Origin of the sequence: Methylobacterium sp. J-088, assembly GCF_022829295.1 — a bacterium.
GTDB lineage: Bacteria > Pseudomonadota > Alphaproteobacteria > Rhizobiales > Beijerinckiaceae > Methylobacterium.
This window is the reverse complement of sequence record NZ_JAKSYH010000156.1, coordinates 1-17,052: the sequence shown is the minus strand read 5'-3', so window position 1 is coordinate 17,052 and position 17,052 is coordinate 1. Positions and strand designations below refer to the sequence as shown.

General features: G+C 70.7%; 18 protein-coding genes. 11 read left to right on the top strand and 7 right to left on the bottom strand.

The genetic code is table 11. The annotated features are described in order from the left end of the window. Positions 1–404: 404 nt before the first annotated feature. The 3 genes from MKK63_RS17645 to coaA all read left to right on the top strand — a co-directional run bounded on the left by MKK63_RS17645 (position 405) and on the right by coaA (position 2,972). Entirely contained in the window at positions 405–1,346 is a 942-nt protein-coding gene (locus tag MKK63_RS17645) for an aspartate carbamoyltransferase catalytic subunit (protein ID WP_244004039.1), read from the top strand. Between the two features lie 316 nt (positions 1,347–1,662). Beyond that, the gene (locus tag MKK63_RS17640) at positions 1,663–1,986 is read left to right on the top strand and encodes a phosphoribosyl-ATP diphosphatase (RefSeq protein WP_244004037.1); all 324 of its coding nucleotides are present in this window, start codon (positions 1,663–1,665) and stop codon (positions 1,984–1,986) included. Further along, a complete protein-coding gene (gene coaA / locus MKK63_RS17635) occupies positions 1,983–2,972 on the top strand; it encodes a type I pantothenate kinase (protein WP_244004035.1) in 990 nt (329 codons plus the stop codon). Before MKK63_RS17640 ends, coaA begins: the two co-directional genes overlap by 4 nt. A gap of 73 nt (positions 2,973–3,045) precedes the next feature. On the opposite strand, the gene thpR is transcribed toward coaA, so the two are convergent. Together thpR and MKK63_RS17625 are read right to left on the bottom strand one after the other, a co-directional pair. Continuing rightward, positions 3,046–3,585, bottom strand: a complete 540-nt coding sequence (thpR, locus tag MKK63_RS17630; protein ID WP_244004033.1) for an RNA 2',3'-cyclic phosphodiesterase — start codon at positions 3,583–3,585, stop codon at positions 3,046–3,048. Next, a complete protein-coding gene (locus MKK63_RS17625) occupies positions 3,585–4,196 on the bottom strand; it encodes an arylesterase (protein ID WP_244004031.1) in 612 nt (203 codons plus the stop codon). The genes thpR and MKK63_RS17625 overlap by 1 nt, the downstream gene beginning before the upstream one ends. Positions 4,197–4,388: 192 nt before the next feature. Here MKK63_RS17625 and MKK63_RS17620 point away from each other — a divergent pair, with 192 nt between their 5' ends. Beyond that, positions 4,389–5,075: an ABC transporter ATP-binding protein gene (locus MKK63_RS17620; RefSeq protein WP_244004043.1), complete on the top strand. Its 687-nt coding sequence runs from the start codon at positions 4,389–4,391 to the stop codon at positions 5,073–5,075. Then, a complete protein-coding gene (locus MKK63_RS17615) occupies positions 5,075–7,651 on the top strand; it encodes an ABC transporter permease (protein WP_244004029.1) in 2,577 nt (858 codons plus the stop codon). Before MKK63_RS17620 ends, MKK63_RS17615 begins: the two co-directional genes overlap by 1 nt. 82 nt (positions 7,652–7,733) lie before the next feature. Here the strand turns inward: MKK63_RS17615 and MKK63_RS17610 are convergent, their stop codons facing one another. Then, complete coding sequence (locus MKK63_RS17610; protein WP_244004027.1) at positions 7,734–8,201, bottom strand: hypothetical protein; 468 nt, start codon at positions 8,199–8,201, stop codon at positions 7,734–7,736. A 205-nt stretch (positions 8,202–8,406) separates the two neighbouring features. Beyond that, the gene (gene soxR / locus MKK63_RS17605) at positions 8,407–8,868 is read right to left on the bottom strand and encodes a redox-sensitive transcriptional activator SoxR (RefSeq protein ID WP_244004025.1); all 462 of its coding nucleotides are present in this window, start codon (positions 8,866–8,868) and stop codon (positions 8,407–8,409) included. A 187-nt stretch (positions 8,869–9,055) separates the two neighbouring features. Here soxR and MKK63_RS17600 point away from each other — a divergent pair, with 187 nt between their 5' ends. From MKK63_RS17600 to MKK63_RS17590, 3 genes are all read left to right on the top strand, one after another. Further along, entirely contained in the window at positions 9,056–9,781 is a 726-nt protein-coding gene (locus tag MKK63_RS17600) for an SDR family oxidoreductase (RefSeq protein WP_244004023.1), read from the top strand. 339 nt (positions 9,782–10,120) lie between these two features. Continuing rightward, on the top strand, positions 10,121–10,891 hold the full coding sequence (locus MKK63_RS17595; RefSeq protein ID WP_244004021.1) for a Bax inhibitor-1/YccA family protein: 771 nt from the start codon (positions 10,121–10,123) through the stop codon (positions 10,889–10,891). Between the two features lie 96 nt (positions 10,892–10,987). Next, positions 10,988–11,881 carry a dihydrodipicolinate synthase family protein gene (locus MKK63_RS17590; RefSeq protein ID WP_244004019.1) on the top strand — a complete coding sequence of 298 codons (894 nt, stop codon included), beginning with the start codon at positions 10,988–10,990 and terminating at the stop codon, positions 11,879–11,881. 10 nt (positions 11,882–11,891) lie between these two features. Here the strand turns inward: MKK63_RS17590 and MKK63_RS17585 are convergent, their stop codons facing one another. Then, positions 11,892–12,266 carry a DUF2794 domain-containing protein gene (locus MKK63_RS17585; RefSeq protein WP_244004017.1) on the bottom strand — a complete coding sequence of 125 codons (375 nt, stop codon included), beginning with the start codon at positions 12,264–12,266 and terminating at the stop codon, positions 11,892–11,894. A gap of 349 nt (positions 12,267–12,615) precedes the next feature. On the opposite strand from MKK63_RS17585, the gene bluB reads away from it, so the two are divergent. Further along, positions 12,616–13,254, top strand: coding sequence for a 5,6-dimethylbenzimidazole synthase (bluB, locus tag MKK63_RS17580; RefSeq protein WP_244004015.1), 639 nt, complete (start codon positions 12,616–12,618; stop codon positions 13,252–13,254). 182 nt (positions 13,255–13,436) lie between these two features. Then, positions 13,437–13,946, top strand: a complete 510-nt coding sequence (locus MKK63_RS17575) for a L,D-transpeptidase (RefSeq protein WP_244004013.1) — start codon at positions 13,437–13,439, stop codon at positions 13,944–13,946. A gap of 133 nt (positions 13,947–14,079) precedes the next feature. Here the strand turns inward: MKK63_RS17575 and MKK63_RS17570 are convergent, their stop codons facing one another. Both MKK63_RS17570 and MKK63_RS17565 read right to left on the bottom strand, forming a co-directional pair. Then, entirely contained in the window at positions 14,080–14,388 is a 309-nt protein-coding gene (locus MKK63_RS17570; protein WP_244004011.1) for a cupin domain-containing protein, read from the bottom strand. Between the two features lie 60 nt (positions 14,389–14,448). After that, positions 14,449–14,685: a DUF1674 domain-containing protein gene (locus MKK63_RS17565; protein ID WP_244004009.1), complete on the bottom strand. Its 237-nt coding sequence runs from the start codon at positions 14,683–14,685 to the stop codon at positions 14,449–14,451. Positions 14,686–14,740: 55 nt separating this feature from the next. On the opposite strand from MKK63_RS17565, the gene MKK63_RS17560 reads away from it, so the two are divergent. Then, positions 14,741–16,120: an RsmB/NOP family class I SAM-dependent RNA methyltransferase gene (locus MKK63_RS17560; RefSeq protein ID WP_409564526.1), complete on the top strand. Its 1,380-nt coding sequence runs from the start codon at positions 14,741–14,743 to the stop codon at positions 16,118–16,120. Positions 16,121–17,052: the final 932 nt, after the last annotated feature.

The window sequence follows — 17,052 nt, the reverse complement described above, 5'->3', positions numbered from 1 at the left end:
CCCCTCTGCGCTAACGGATCCACACGTCTCTCTTGGAATGGGGAAGGCGGCTCCGCGCCTCTCCCTCCCCCCTTTGCGGGGGAGGGTGGCCCCCAAAGGGGTTCGGGTCGGGACGAAGTCCCGCGAGGGGGGAACCCGGCTTCAGAAGCGGTCGTGGCCTGCATGCAGTCCTACGCCTCGTTCTGCACCGTCGCTCCCCTCTCCCGACCCTCGCTGACGCAAGGGCCACCCCCCCCCAGAGGGGGGAGGGGGTGAGGCGGAGCGGGCCGCTCTTCTTCGTAAATGCAGATGGGAGGCTCCGCGCCGCGAAGGCGAAGAGACGTGCGCGTCGCAGCCTGCGCGGACATGTTTGAACATCGCAGCCTTGCCCACCGGCCGCGCCGCACCTACACCCGGGCCTCATCATGACGAGCCTCGCGCCCTTCCCGCACCGGCACCTCCTCGGCATCGAGGGGCTGACCCGGCCCGACATCGAAGCGCTGCTCGACGCGGCCGATGCCGCCGTCGAGATCTCGCGGCAGGTGGAGAAGAAGCGCACGACCCTGCGGGGCCGCACGCAGATCAACCTGTTCTTCGAGCCCTCGACCCGGACGCAATCGTCCTTCGAGCTCGCCGGCAAGCGGCTCGGCGCCGACGTGATGAACATGTCGGTGGCCTCGTCCTCGGTGAAGAAGGGCGAGACCCTGATCGACACCGCGGCGACGCTGAACGCCATGCGGCCCGACATCATCGTGGTTCGCCACGAATCGGCCGGCGCCGTGCATCTGCTCGCCCGCAAGGTCGATTGCGCGGTGGTCAATGCCGGCGACGGCGCCCACGAGCACCCGACCCAGGCGCTGCTCGATGCGCTCACCATCCGCCGCAACAAGGGCCGGATCGAGGGCCTGCAGGTGGCGATCTGCGGCGACGTCCTGCACTCGCGGGTGGCGCGCTCCAACATCATCCTGCTGCAGGCGATGGGCGCGCGGGTCCGCCTGATCGCGCCCTCGACGCTGCTGCCCGCGGGAATCGAGCGCTTCGGCGTCGAGACCTTCACGGACATGCGCAAGGGCCTCGTGGGCTGCGACATCGTGATGATGCTGCGCCTCCAGCGCGAGCGCATGAACGGCTCGTTCGTGCCCTCCGTGAAGGAGTATTTTCGGTATTTCGGCCTCGACGGCGAGAAGCTGGCGCTCGCCAAGCCCGATGCGCTCGTGATGCATCCGGGCCCGATGAACCGGGGTGTCGAGATTTCTTCGGAGATCGCCGACGGGGCGCAGTCGCTGATCCGCGAGCAGGTCGAGATGGGCGTCGCCGTGCGCATGGCGGTGCTGGAGGCGTTGGCCCGGCACCTGCCGAACGGGTAGGCGGCGCGGTGGGGCCCATGAGACGCCGCTCTGTCCCGGACGCCTGGAACGCAGTGGCAGGCGATCCGGGACCCAGCATAGGGAGCGCCGCGCAAGCGGCACAGGTTGGTTCAGTTGGACGCTTCGCGCCGTCTTCTGCTGGATCCCGGGTCGCATTCCGTTCACGCTGCATGCGCCTGGGGAAAGGGCGGCGCACCGGACAATCCCCGCCCAGCTTCACCCGCGCGGCTTGCCCGCGCGGCGGCCGTGACGCAGTTTCCTGCCGAATTCCGGTCCTGCTCCCTATAAGGGGCCGTCGTAACATGCAGATCGCTTCATGACCGCCTACACGCTCGCCGATCTCGCCGCCCTGGTGGCGAGCCGGGCCGGAACCGATCCGGCCACCTCCTACACGGCCAAGCTCCTGTCCGAGGGCCCCGCCAAGGCGGCCAAGAAGCTTGGTGAGGAGGCCGTGGAGGCGGCGATCGCGGCCGTGCAGGGCGACAAGACCGGCCTGAGGAACGAGGCCGCCGACGTGCTCTACCACCTCGTGGTGCTGCTGCGCGCCGGCGAGGTCGAACTCGATGCCGTGATGGCGGAACTGGAACGCCGCACCGCCCAGAGCGGCATCGCCGAGAAGGCCGCGAGGCCGCCCACGTGAACGCGGCCGCGCTGCCGGGCTCGGTCGAGGCGATCCTCGAAGCGTCGGCCGGGCTCTCGCCCTATCGCCGCTTCAGCCGCGAGGAATGGGCGCAGTTGCGCGCCGACACGCCGCTCACCCTCAAGCCGGAGGATATCGAGCGGCTGCAATCGATCAACGACCCGATCTCGGTCGAGGAGGTGGTGGCGATCTACCTGCCGCTGTCGCGGCTGCTGGCCCTCTACGTCGCGGCGACGCAGGGGCTGTTCAAGGCGACCCAGCGCTTCCTGCTGGCCGAGCGCGAGACCAAGGCGCCCTACATCATCGGGCTGGCCGGCTCGGTGGCGGTGGGCAAGTCGACCACCGCCCGCATCCTGACCGCCCTGCTGGCGCGCTGGCCCAACACCCCGAAGGTCGATCTCGTCACCACCGACGGGTTCCTGCTGCCCAACGCCGAGCTCGCCGCCAACGGCCTGATGGAACGCAAGGGATTCCCTGAGAGCTACGACACCGCCGCGCTGCTGCGCTTCCTCCACGACGTGAAGGCCGGCCACAAGCGGGTGACCGCGCCGCTCTACTCGCACCTCGTCTACGACCGGGTGCCCGGGGAGGAGCGGGTGGTGGAGAGCCCCGACATCCTGATCGTCGAGGGCCTGAACGTGCTCCAGCCCGCCCGCCTGCCGCGGGACGGGACCGCGATCCCGTTCGTGTCCGATTTCTTCGACTTCTCGATCTATCTCGACGGCCACGAGGACGACCTGCATCGCTGGTACGTCACGCGCTTCATGAAGCTGCGGCAGACCGCGTTCCGCGACCCGCGCTCCTACTTCCGGAAATACGCCGGGATCCCCGAGACCGAGGCGCTCGACATCGCCGACCGGCTCTGGACCACGATCAACCTGCCGAACCTGCGCGAGAACATTTTGCCGACGCGCCAGCGGGCGAGCCTGATCCTGACCAAGGGCGCGAGCCACCGGATCGAGAGCGTGGCGCTGCGGCGGCTGTAGAGGCACTGGAGGCGCGCGTCTTTCTCCCCCCTTTGCGGGGGAGGGAAGCCGCGCGGCTGATCCGGACCGCGAACTACACGAACGAAAACGCCGCCTCTGCCACATACGGCCCGCCCCCGGTCGATGCCTTCGCCGAGAACAGCGTCACCCGGTCGACATCGAACGTCAGCGGCGCGAAGGTCGGCGCTTGCGACAGGTACATCGCGGCGGCCTCCGGCGTGGCGTCGCGGCGCAGGCGGGCCAGCGTGATGTGCGGGGTGAATTTCCGCCGCTCCGGCGCGAGTCCGGCCCGGCGGACCAGCCGCTCCTGCTCGGCCTGCAGATCCATCAGACCCGCCTCCGGCACCACCGAGACGTAGAGCGCCCGCGGCTTGTCGCCGCCGAAGATCCCGAGACCATCGAGCGTCACCGTCAGGGCGGGGCGCGCCCGCATCTCGGACAACGCTTCGACCACCTCGTCGGCCTCGGGCGCCTCGACGTCGCCGATGAAGCGAAGGGTCACGTGGAAGTCGCCGGGCTCGATCCAGCGCGCGCCGGACAATCCGCCTTGAAACACCTTCAGCGTGTCCGCGATCTCCGGCGGCACGGCCAGCCCGGTGAACAGGCGCGGCACTACCGCGACGCCCCCTGCCGGAGGCCTCCCAGAAACGTCTCGACCGTCGGCAGCATGCGGGACGCGATGGTCTCCACGCCCTGGCGGTTCGGGTGCAGCATGTCGTCGAGGTGCTGTGCCCGGTCGCCGATGATCCCGTCGAGGAAGAACGGATAGAGCATCAGGTCGTAGCGCTTGGCGAGCGTCGGGTAGATCGCGTCGAACCGCGCCTTGTAGTCCGGCCCGAGATTGGGGGCCGCCTGCATGCCGGCGAGCAGGACCGGGATGCCCCGCGCCTTCAGCCGCGCGACGATCGCCGACAGCGCGCCCTCGGTCACCGTCGGGTCGGTGCCGCGCAACATGTCGTTGGCGCCGAGTTCGAGGATCACCCCGTCGGTCCCGTCCGGCACCGACCAGTCGACCCGGTCGAGCCCGCCCGTGGCGGTGTCGCCGGAGACGCCGGCATTGGCCACCGTCGCGTCCACGCCCCTGGCCTTCAGCAGCCGCTCCAGCACGGTGGGGAAGGCGGCGTCGGCCGGGAGCTTGTAGCCCGCGGTGAGGCTGTCGCCCAGCGCAACGAGCTTGATCGGGCCGCCCGGAGCGGCCTGCAGCGCTGTCATGAAAGGGACCATCAGGAGCGTTAGCGCTGCGGCAAACAGGGCCGTGCGCCGGAACACAGCGCCGCCATCATGGCGTGGCCCCAATGTGCGACCCATATCGCGGTGCAACCACGGCCCGTGCAGCCAAGATCGAAACCAAGACAGGACCTCGCGCGCCATGCTCGTCATCGCCCACAGATCGGCCGCCCGATGAGCCAAGACAAGATGGGACAGGCCCCCGCGATCGCGCTGTCCGACATCGATCTCAGCCTCGGCCGCGGCGCCGCCCGGGTTCATGTCCTGCGGGGGATCTCGCTGCATGTCGGCCGCGGCGAGGCGGTGGGGCTCGTCGGCCCGTCCGGCTCGGGCAAGTCGACGCTGCTGATGGTCATGGCCGGGTTGGAGCGGCCGGATTCCGGTGGCGTGGTGATCGAGGACACCGACCTCGTCCGCCTCGACGAGGATGCGCTCGCCCGGTTCCGGGGCCGGCGGATCGGGATCGTGTTCCAGGCCTTCCACCTCGTGCCGACCATGACGGCGCTTGAGAACGTGGCGCTGCCGCTGGAACTCGCCGACCGGCCCGGCGCCCTGGAGCGGGCCCGCGCCGAACTGGAGGCGGTCGGCCTCGGCCACCGGCTGCACCATTACCCGGCGCAGCTCTCGGGCGGCGAGCAGCAGCGCGTCGCCATCGCCCGGGCGGTCGCCCCCGATCCGGCGATCCTGGTCGCCGACGAGCCCACCGGAAACCTCGACGAGGCCACCGGCCGGCAGATCGTCGACCTGCTGTTCCGGCTGAAGCGCGACCGCGGCGCGACGCTGGTGCTGGTCACCCACGACAACGGCCTCGCCCGCCTGTGCGACCGCACCGTGCGGCTGCGCTCGGGGCAGATCGAGGAGGCGGTGGCCGCCTGATGCACGGTACGATCACCCACCCCGATCCCGTCCCCCGGCGCATCCCGCTCACCCTGCGTCTGGCCCTGCGCGAATTGCGCGCCGGGCTTTCGGGTTTCGCGGTGTTCCTCGCCTGCATCGCGCTGGGCGTCATGGCCATCGCGGGCGTGGCGTCGATCTCGCGCTCGCTCTCGGACGGGCTCGGCCGGGAGGGCCGGCGGATCCTCGGGGGCGATCTCGCCTACAACCTCATCAACCGCGAGGCGACCGACGCCGAGAAGCAGGCCCTGGCGCGGGAAGGCAAGCTCGACACCGTCGCCTCCCTGCGGGCTATGGCGGTGGCCGACAGCGGCGACGCGGCCCTGGTCGAGCTGAAGGCCGTCGACCCCGCCACCTACCCGGCGGCGGGCGAACTCGCCACCGATCCGCAGGCGCCCGTCGCCAACCTCCTGGCCGAGCGCGACGGGGTGCCGGGCGCTCTGGCCGATCCGGCGCTGCTCACCCGGCTCGACATCAAGGTCGGCGACCGGATCGCGCTGGCCGGCCATCCGGTGGCGATCCGCGGCACCCTCGTATCCGAGCCCGACAAGATCGCCGGCGGCATCGGCTTCGGGCCGCGGCTGATGATCTCCGAGCCGACGCTGCGCGCCACCGGTCTCGTCCAGCCCGGCAGCCTCAACCGCTGGAGCTACCGCCTCATCCTGCCGCCCGGCACCCCCGATGCCGACCTCGACGCCGCGCAGGCCCGGATCCGCGCCGCCACCCCGGAGGCCGGCTGGGAGATCCGCTCGCGCAGCAACGCCGATCCGCGCTTCGCCAAGAGCATCGAGCGCTTCACGCAGTTCCTGACGCTCGTGGGGCTGACCGCGCTGATCGTCGGCGGCGTCGGCGTCGGCAACGCCGTCCACGCCTTCGTGGAGCGCAAGCGGCCCGCGATCGCGACCCTGAAGAGCGTCGGCGCGCCGGGCTCGCAGGTGGTGGCCCTGTACCTGACGCAGGTGATGCTGATCGCCGGGATCGGCACCCTCATCGGCCTCGTCGTCGGCGCGAGCCTGCCCTTCGTGCTCGACGCGCTGTTCTCGGCCGACCTGCCGCTGCCGCTCAACCCCACGCTCGCCCCGGGAGAACTCGCGCTCGCCGCCGCCTACGGCCTGATCACCGCCTTCGCCTTCGCGATCACGCCGCTCGGCCGCGCCCACGACGTGCCGGTCTCCGGCCTCTTTCGCGACACGGTCGATCCCGCCCGGGTCAGCCCGCGCTGGCGCTATCGGGTCCTGCTGGGCCTGAGCCTCGCGGCGCTCGTCGGCCTGTCGGTGGCGACCGCCTTCGACCGGCGGGTGGCGCTGATCTTCATCGCGGCCGCCGCCATCGCGTTCGGCCTGCTGCACGTGGTGGCGCTCGGCCTGATGGCGCTGGCCCGCCGGCTGCCGCACCCGCGCTGGCCGGCCCCCCGGATGGCACTGGCCAACCTGCACCGGCCGGGCGCGCTGACCCCGGCCATCGTCCTGTCGCTGGGTCTCGGCGTGACGCTCCTCGTGACGCTCAGCCTGATCGACGCCAATGTCCGCCGCACGATCAGCGCGACCCTGCCGGCCCGGGCACCGAACCTCTTCTTCCTGGATATCCCCTCGCGGGACGCGGGCGCGTTCCGGGAGTTTTTGGCGCGCGCAGCGCCCAATGGGAAGATCGAGGACGTGCCGATGATGCGCGGCCGGATCGTCGCCCTGAACGGCGTGCCGGCGAGCAAGATCCGCGCGCCGGAGGATGCCGCCTGGGTGCTCGACGGCGACCGCGGCATCACCTACGGCGACACGGTGCCGGAGGGCTCGAACCTCACCGAGGGCGCGTGGTGGAGCCCGGAGCAGGGCGCCAAGCCGCTGGTCTCCTTCGAGGCCGACCTCGCCCGCCAGCTCGGCCTGAAGCTCGGCGACACCGTGACGGTGAACGTGCTCGGCCGCGACCTCACCGCGACGATCTTCAACCTGCGCCGGGTCGAGTGGCGCAACCTCGGCATCAACTTCGTGATGGTGTTCTCGCCCGGCACCTTCCGGGGGGCGCCGCATTCCGACCTCGCCACCCTGACCCTGCCCGGCGGCACCGATGCGGCCACCGAGAACCACATCCTGCGGGATGTCGCGAAGAGCTTCCCGTCGGTGAGCGCCGTGCGGGTGAAGGACGCGCTGGACGCGATCGGCGACCTCGTCGGCCGGCTGGTCCTGGCGATCCGGGGGGCGAGCGCGGTGGCGGTGCTGGCGAGCCTGTTCGTGCTGGCCGGCGCCATCGCGGCCGGGCACCGGGCGCGGCTCTACGACGCCGTGGTGCTCAAGGTGCTGGGCGCGAGCCGGTCGCGCCTGCTCTCGGCCTACGCCATCGAGTACGCGGCGCTCGGCCTCGCCACGGCCCTGTTCGGGCTGGCCGCCGGCAGCCTCGCCGGCTGGGTGATCGTCGCCAAGGTGATGCACCTCGATTTCCGGCTGGATCTGTCGGGCGCGCTGGTGGCGGCGCTCGCCGCGGTGGCCCTGGCGATCCTGCTCGGGCTGCTCGGCACGTGGCGGATCCTGGGGCAGAAGCCGGCGCCGTATCTCCGGCAGATCTGAAGGCCCACAAACCGGCCCGAGTCGGGCGCGCCGGACGATACCACCGCGGTGCATTCGGCCATCGCGGCCTGAGTGGCCGGCCTCAGCGCCAGAACCTCCACCAAGGCTTTCGGCCGACGACGGTCTCCCGATAGCCGGTTCCCGAAATGTGGTGCTGGAACACGCCGGGGGACGGTTCCCGGACATCCGCGGGCCTCGGAAACGGCTTCGCCTCGCCGAGCAGGAGGTTCGCAATCAGGAAATCGAGGCCCTGGGCCTGATAGGGCTCGTCGTGGGTCTCGAGCATCTGCTTCGCGCAGAGCGCCGAGACGACGCGATGGGTCTCACCCTTCCGCCGGAGGCTGACCTTGTAGGCGCCGAAGCCGGTCCAGCTCCGGTGCAAGCAGAGATCAAGACCGTCGAGATAGATGAACCATTTGTCGTCCATATCGCCGGGAAGCAGGCCCTCCGCGAGTTTCGCGAACTGCGCCCGGTCGAAGGAAGCCCGATAGGGAATCGGCGACATCGCCCCAAAGGGAAGCCGCTTCCAATCGTCCGGTTTCGCGCTCACCGGCGTCTCCAGTCTGCGAATCGTCCGGCGGGGACGATATCAGCCCGCCTCAGAGCTGGGCGGACCGTCGCAGCGCCGGCAAATCCGCTCGGAGCATCGGCGCGGCGTGGCGTGCCGACCTCAACGCGCGCGTTGGCCGTCGGAGCTTGAGCACGTGACGGAACGTGCCGTTCGCATGGAGGCGACCCCGCCGGCGCCAGCCCCGTCAGCCCTCTTGGCGCTGCAGGAGCACCGGCCCCTGGCCCGCGCGACCGAGCCGGTCGGACGGGTTGCGCAGCGGGCATTCTGTCTGGGACAGGCAGCCGCAGCCGATGCAGCCGTCCAGCCGGTCCCGCAGCCGGGTCAGCCCGTCGATGCGCGCCTGGAGTGCGGCCCGCCAATCGGCGACCATCGCCCGCACCGCGGCCGCCGTGGGCTGCTTGCCCATCGGGATCGGCTTCAGCAGCCCGGCGATCTCGGCCAGGGGAACACCCAGACCCTGCGCCACCCGGATGATCGCGACGCGCCGCAGGATGTCGCGCGAGAAGCGCCTCTGGTTGCCCTCGGTCCGCGTCGACGCGATCAGGCCCTTCGCCTCGTAGAAGTGCAGCGCCGAGACCGCGATGCCGCTGCGGCGCGCGACCTCGCCGACCGTCAGAAACGGGGACAGTCCCGCCCGCGTGCCCATGCTCGATTCCAGCTTGCTCGACTCCAACCTGCCCGACACCCTCTTGACCTCAACTAAGGTTGAGGTTCGATAAGCGAGTCGGCTAGCCGGTGCAAGCACCTCGGCCGCGGGCCGGGGGCACGTCCGGGCCGACGCTCCTGCGCGCCGCGTGGGCAGGGTCCGGCTCCAACAGAGCGGACACGACGACATGAACGCGAAACCCACCCTCGCCCTGGTCAGCGGCGCCAACCGCGGCATTGGCCTCGCGATCGCCACCGGCCTCGCCCGGAAGGGCGCCCAGGTGCTGCTCGGATGCCGGGACCTCGGCAGGGGCGAGGCGGCCTGCAACGCCCTGCGCGCCGAGGGGCTGCAAGTCCGCCCCGTCGAGCTGGACACCACGGCGGCATCGAGCGCCTCGAACCTGGCCACGCTGATCAAGCAGGGCTACGGATACCTCGACATCCTGATCAACAATGCCGGCATCGGCGTGGATCACGACCCGACGCTCACGGCCTCCGACCGTCTGAGGCGGACCATGGCGGTCAATGTCCTCGGCCCGATCCTCCTGACCGACGCGATGGTGCCGTTGTTGGAGGCGTCGGACCACCCCCGCATCGTCAACGTCTCGTCCGAGCTGGCCTCGTTCGGCCTGCGCGCCAACCCGGACTGGGCCTTCGCCGGATTCAGCATGCCGATCTACCAAGCCTCCAAGGCGGCGCTGAACGCGCTGACGCTCAGCTACGCGGCCCAGCTCCGGGACAAGGGGATCAAGGTCAACGCGATCTGCCCCGGCTACACGGCCACGGAGGCCACCAACTACGCCGGTACCCGGACGCCCGAGCAGGCCGCGACCGTCGCGATCGCCTACGCGCTCCTCGGCGCGGACGGTCCGACCGGGACCTTCGCGAACGAGCAGGGCCCGCTGCCCTGGTAAGCCGGCCCGGAGCCGCTCCCGCGCGGGGGCCGGCTCCGCTGCGCCCGGCGCTGGGAGGAGCACACGCTCCAAGACTTGCTCCGGGTTCTCGACCGGGAGCGGCGGCAACCGTCAGTCGAACTCCGGCCGCTCCGCGGAGAATGCATTTTAATCCCTGATCCGATGGAGAAAAATACATCCTCCGGACATCGAAAACCGGCCCTGCAACCGTGGCCGGGCACTTGTGTCGGAGGCGTGCGCGCAACATATTCCGGTTCGAGGTGCCAGCCTGGCGCCAGAGGTCCTGCGTGGGCCTCGCCCGAAACACCACGCTGAGAGAGCCTCCGCAAGGAAACTCCCATGGCATTCGAGAACAGCCCCTTCCGGTACGGCGCCCAGCAGCCGTCGGGCTACGCCGGCACCCAGGTCGAGGTCGACCAGGGCCTGCGTGCCTTCATGCTCGGCGTCTACAACAACATGGTCGTCGGCCTCGGGATCTCCGGTCTCGTCGCCCTCGGCCTGAACATGGCCTCGGTCGCGGCCTATCAGGGTACGCGCCCGATTCTGACCCCGTTCGGTCAGACCCTCTATCTCAGCCCGCTCAAGTGGGTGCTGATGCTCGCCCCGCTGGCGTTCATCTTCATCTTCTCGATGCGGATGGACCGCATGTCGGCCTCGTCGGCGCGGACGATGTTCTTCGCCTTCGCGGCGGTGATGGGCGCCTCGATGTCCTCGCTCCTCCTCGTGTTCACCGGGGGTAGCGTGGTCCAGGTGTTCTTCATCACGGCGGCGGCCTTCGGCTCGCTGAGCCTGTGGGGCTACACCACGAAGCGCAGCCTGTCGGGCATGGGCTCGTTCCTGATGATGGGCCTGATCGGCATCATCCTCGCGTCGCTCGTGAACATCTTCTTCGCTTCGTCGGCCCTCCAGTTCGCCATCTCGGTGCTGGGCGTGCTGATCTTCGCGGGGCTGACCGCCTACGACACCCAGAAGCTGAAGGAGATGTATCTCTACGGCGGCTTCAACGGTGAGATGGCGGCCAAGATGTCGGTCAACGGCGCCCTGACCCTCTATCTCGACTTCATCAACATGTTCCAGTTCCTGCTCAGCCTGATGGGCGACCGCCGCTAAGGCGGGACGGACTGATGGATCGAGGAGACCCCGGCGGGCAACCGCCGGGGTTTCTTTTTGCCTGACCGGCCGGCGCGCGGGCGCTATCCTACCGTCATGCTGAGAATCACCGGCCTCTCCGCCTTCCCGATCACGCCGAGCGACGCCGACGGCCGCGTCGATGCCGCCGCCCTGCGCCGGCTGCTGGAGCCACTGGCGACGGCGGGGGTCGATTCGATCGGCCTGCTCGGCAGCACCGGCACCTACGCCTACCTGTCCCGGGACGAACGGCGGCGGGCGGTCGAAATCGCCGCCGAGACGGTCTCCGGACGGGCACCCCTCCTGGTCGGCATCGGCGCGCTGCGCACCGACGAGGCGATCCGTCTGGCCCGGGATGCGCAGGCGGCGGGAGCGGCCGCGGGGCTCCTCGCCCCCGTCTCCTACACGCCGCTCACGGAAGCCGAGCTGGTCGCGCATTTCGAGGCGGTGGCGGGGGAGGGCGACCTGCCGCTCGTGATCTACGACAATCCCACCACCACGCATGTGCGGTTCTCGCCGGAGCTGATCGGCCGGATCGCGCGCCTGCCCGGCGTGGTGGCCGCCAAGTGCCCGGCGCCGGAGCCGGCCGCCGTCGGTGCCGGGGTCTCCGCCCTGCGCGCGGCAGTGCCGGCCGGTTTTCCCGTCGGCTTCAGCGGCGACTGGAACGCCACGGAGGCCCTGATCGCCGGCGGCGCCGCGTGGTTCAGCGTCGCCGCGGGCCTGTTCCCGCAACCGTGCCGCGCCATCGTCCGGGCGGTGGAGGCGGGCGACGCGGACCGCGCGCGGACCCTGAATGCGGCACTCGAACCGCTCTGGGCGCTGTTCAAGGCCTATTCGAGCCTGCGGGTCGTCTACGCGCTGGCCGACATCCTGGGCCTCTGCCGGGCCGAGCCGCCGCGTCCGATCCGGCCGCTGCCGCCGGAGGTCCGGGCCGAGATCGCCGGGACCGTGCGCGGATTGTCCCTCTCATGAGATCGCCCGGTCAGACCGCCTTCGGCGCCGGCTCCAGCACGGCGATGACCCGGGCGAGGTCGGTACCGCGCTTCAGGATCTGGCCGCTGGCGGCGATCACCGCGTAGGCGCCCTGGCGGCGGGCGAGCTTCGGATCCTTCTCGATCCGGTAGAGCGGCATCTCGGAGGCGCGGCGATAGATCGAGAACACCGCCTTGTCGCGGCGGAAGTCGAGGGCGTAGTCGCGCCACTCGCCCGCGGCGACCTGCCGTCCATAGAGGTTGAAGAGCACGCGCAATTCGTCCCGGTTGAAGGCCACCTGGGGCGGCGCCGCGCGGGCGGGAAAGGGAATCACATGCCCCGCCGCCTCGTCGGCCCCCGGCCCGGGGCCCATCCTCTCGGTCATCCTAACTCCCGCACGCCGTTCCTTTGCCGGATGATGGCCTCCGCCGCAGCCGCCCGCAAGGGTGGGGAACGGGCCCGGCCGTGTCGCACGCGACACACCCAAGCGACAAAAAACACCGTTCCGCCCGATTCGCGCCTTTTGCGAGCCGCGTTGCAGTGGCACAACAGATGGTGAACCTCGCCGGTTTCTGACCGGCCGGCGCCGCGACCCAGCTCCCCAGCCATCGGTCGCCGGTCGGGATCCCAGGACCCGGCACTCCGAGGTTTCGAGACCCAAGACTTCAGGCCGCCCCATCCGGGCGGCCTTTTTTCTGTTCCGGTCCGGGCCGGGATGCCTGTATGCCACCGTCATGGGGCCGCCCGCCTTCGACGACACCTTTCTGCAGGATCTCGACGCGCTGTTCGCGTGGCGCCGCGACGTGCGCCGGTTCCGGACCGATCCGGTCGACGGGAGCCAACTCGACGCGTGCCTGGCCGCGGCCCACCGGGCGCCCTCGGTCGGCAACAGCCGGCCCTGGCGGTTCGTGCGGGTCGCGGATCCCGACCGGCGCGCCGCCGTGATCGCGAGCTTCGGCCGGTGCAATGCGGCGGCGGCGGAACGCTACGACGCGGACCGGGCGGCGCGCTACCGGGCGCTGAAGCTCGCCGGCTTGCGCGAGGCGCCGATCCATCTCGCGGTCTTCTGCGACGGAGCGACCGAGACCGGCCTCGGGCTCGGCCGGGCCAGCATGCCCGAGACCCTGGCGTATTCGGTGGTCGGCGCCATCCAGTGCTTCTGGCTCGCCGCCCGGGCGCGGGGGCTCGGCGTCGGCTGGGTCTCGATCCTCGAACCCGAGGCGGTGACCGCGATCCTGTCGGTGCCGGAAACGTGGCGGCTCGTCGCCTATCTGTGCGTCGGCCATCCGGTGGAGGAGCATTGCGATCCGGAGCTGGAGCGCCACGGCTGGCAGGCCGAGGATGCGCGCGGCCGCCGCTTCATCGAGCGCTGAGCGGTCGCGAAGCTGGATCGAAAGTCGTGCCGAAGTTCTCGGCGGACACATTTACGTTGCTGCTTTACCGTAATCAGTGGTTTTAGGCGCCATCCACGTATCAACCATAGCTCTCACTGGAACGGCAAGCTCGGCCGTGGATTACTCGGCCGCAGACGCACTTGCTGATCGAGGAACGGGTTATGTCGGGTCGAGTGGCGGCTTTATTGGGTCTGACCGGCGCCTTGCTGGCCGGATGTTGCGGCGGCGCGCAGGCCCGCGAGGTCGTGCCGTTCCAGAACGGGGTCGCGCCGGGTTCGATCGTGATCAGCGTGACCCAGCGCAAGCTGTATTTGGTCAACGGCGACGGGACGGCGCTTCGCTATCCGGTGGCGGTGGGCAAGCCCGGCAAGCAATGGTTCGGCACCGCCGCCATCGACGGCAAGTACGTGGCGCCGGCCTGGTCGCCCCCGGCCGAGGTCAAGCGCGACAACCCGCGCCTGCCGAACCTGATCGCGGGCGGCTCGCCGCACAACCCGATGGGCGCGGCGGCCATGACCCTGCAGGGCGGCCAGTACGCGATCCACGGCACCAACCGCCCGAGCTCGGTCGGCACCTACGCGTCCTATGGCTGCATCCGGATGTACAACCAGGATGTGGTCGATCTCTACGCCCGGGTCGATGTCGGCACGCCGGTCTACATGACGCACTGAAACCAAGTCCTGGTTTCGAAAGGGCGAGCCCTTTCGCGGGTCCAGGGCAGAGCCCTGGTGAACGTCCAGGGACAAGCTCTCAGGGCTCCGCCCTGAGAGCCCGCCAAAGGGCTCGCCCTTTGGGAACCCGATATTACCCAGCCGGCGGCGCGGTCGCCTCGACGGCCGTGAAGGTCTCCAGGATCCGGTAGGTGTGCTCGGCGCCGGCCGGCACGCAGTAGGAATCCCCAGCCGCGAGCGCCACCGTCTCGGCCCCGACCACGAGCTCCGCCTTGCCGCTGATCACGTAGCCCACGGTCTCGTGAGGGGAGGTGGTCATCGGCTTGTCGGCGTTCGGCTCCTCGGCGCGCCACATCCGCATGCCGAGCCGCTCGCCCCGGGCCAGGGTAATCTCGCCGTGCGGCCCCTCGGCCGCACCACGGGCCGATACTTTCGTCGCCATCGCGTTCGCTCCCTGTCGATCAGGCAGGGGGAACGGCCCTCGGGCCGCCGCGTTCCGGGCTCAGAAGTCGACCGCGAGGCCCTTCACCTCCCAATCGTCGTAGCGCACCGGCTCAAGGCCGCCCCGGCCCTGCCGCTCGGGCTTGGCGCTGATCTCGGCCGCCCGGGCGTCGATCGCTGTGCGGCGCTCGGCCGCCTCCGCGAGGGCGCGCTCCGCCGCGGGGCTCAGCGCCCGGGGCGCGGCCTCGGTGGTGTTCGGGTCTTGTCCGTTCGGGTCTTGCCAGTTCGGGTCTTGCATCGCGCTCGCTCGGGTGTGAGGGCGTGGACCGAGAGAATTCGGCTCTGGAGCAGAAGTGGCATCGCGGGACATCGACCGCAACACGCGGACAAAGACTTCAACGCCAGACACGGGTTCCGATACGGCGGGCCTCGGCGCCCGGCGCGCGGCGCAGCAGGCGGTCGTGGCGCTGATCGGCCAGGAGCGGCCGCCCGCGCTCGACGAGGCCCTCGCGCTGGCGATCCGCACCGAGGCGCTGGCACCGGCGGACGCCGCCCTGGCGCGCGCCATCGCGGTCGCGACCTTCCGGCATTACGGCCTGATCCGCGCAGCGCTCGCCCAGCGGCTGGATCGCGGGCTCCCCGACGCCAAGCCGCAGCTCACGGCCCTGCTCGCCACCGCGGCGGCCCAGATCCTCGATCTCGCGGTTCCCGATCATGCGGCGGTCGACCTCGCGGTGCGGCTCGCCAAGGCGGACAACCGGACGGCCCATCTCGGCGGCCTCGTGAACGCGGTGCTGCGCCGGATCGCCCGGGAGCGCGACACCATCCTGGCCGAGGGCTCCGACGCGCTGGCCATCAACACGCCGGACTGGCTCGCCCGCCGCTGGAGCGCCGCCTACGGGCCGGAGCGCGCGGGCGCGATCGCGCGGGCGCATCTGGCCGGCGCCGCGATCGACCTGACACCTCGGGGGGATCCGGGGGCGTGGGCCGAGCGGCTCGGCGCCGTGCGGCTTCCCACCGGCTCCCTGCGCCTGCCGGAGAACGGGCCGGCAATCCCGGAGCTGCCCGGCTTCCAGGAGGGGGCATGGTGGGTGCAGGACGCCGCCGCCGCGATCCCGGCCCGGTTGCTCGCGCCGCAGCCCGGCGCCCGCGTGCTCGACCTCTGCGCCGCCCCCGGCGGCAAGACACTGCAGCTCGCCGGCACGGGCGCGCACGTCACGGCCATCGACCGGTCCGCGCCGCGGCTGGAGCGCCTGCGCGAGAATGTCGCCCGGCTGGGCTTCGATGTGGAGATCGTCGTCGCCGACGCCCTGGCGCTGGAGGGGCAGGACCACGACGCGGTGCTGCTCGACGCGCCCTGCTCGGCCACCGGCACGATCCGACGCCATCCGGACGTCGCCTGGACCAAGTCTGAGGCCGACATCACCCGGCTCGCCGTGCTTCAGAGGAAGCTTTTGGACCACGCGGCCGGGCTGGTGCGGCCGGGCGGGCTCCTCGTTTACTGCACCTGCTCGCTGGAGCCGGAGGAGGGCGAGGCGCAAATCGCGGCCTTCCTGGCGCGCGATCCCCGGTTCACGCGTGTCGCGGTGCGGCCCGAGGAGGTCGGCGGGGCGGCCGAGCTGATCGATGCCAACGGTGATCTGCGCACCCTGCCGTGCCATCTCGCCGAGGTGCCGGGGGCCCGCGGCGGGTTGGACGGGTTCTTCGCAAGCCGGTTGCAGCGCGCGGGGTGATGCGGGCGGCTCGGCGTGACCATCGATTGCGTCGAGGTGTCCCGCGGTTCGGCAGCGAAATCGGGGCCTCTCCATCCTCTGCGGGCGACGATGCGCCTGTTCCGCTCGGACACTGACGGCCGTTGCAGGGCGCGACGCTCCCCACGGGCGGGCTGCGATATTCACAGATCGCAGTTCGGCTGTGACAGGCGTGCTCCCTCCTCTACTTGCGGATTCTACACATCCGGTCTGGCAACGCAGGCTCAGGCTCGAGCGCGGGTCCCCTCTCCCGTGCGGGAGAGGGACAGGGTGAGGGCTGAGAACTCTCCGCAAGAGGCGCGACCTGACTGCGCTTCTAAGCAAAGTTGCGTTGGCAAGCCAACGCATCCTCCGCTTAGGTTCTTGGCCGCGCGCAGGTTTTCATCGCAAAACCGGCGGCCACTTTTGCGAAACCTGCTTAGGGTGTACTCGATCCCGAAAGTTCTCGTCCTTCACCCCAACCCTCTCCCGCTCGGGAAAGGGGGTCCGTTGCGTTCCGTCATCGACCCCAGTGCCCAATGGAGATGTGTGAGTATCGTAGCCCCCCTCTGTGGAGTCGGGAGAAGCGCAGCCGCCAACCGTGTGTCGCCCTTGACAATGTTCCTATTTTGTGCTCATTAGCCGCCACCTGTCCACGGCGGCCCGGGAGCGATCCCGGGGCGTCCTTTACGGGGCCCGTCCGGTGGCTGACCGGGCGGGTCCGTGGACGGGGCGGCGCCCGCGTCGGTGGCTTCTCAGCCGCCATCGCCCCGGGCGGCGGACCGGTGCGGGGCGTGCCTCGGATGCGGGCGTGAGACCGGGCGGCAGTTTGCCCGGCGGGGGGAGGAAATGACCCCCGCACCGACCCGCGTCTGGGCCGACCCTGAGCGACCTGCGGACCCGCCCACGACGAGGCGGGGGACGGCTGGAAGGCC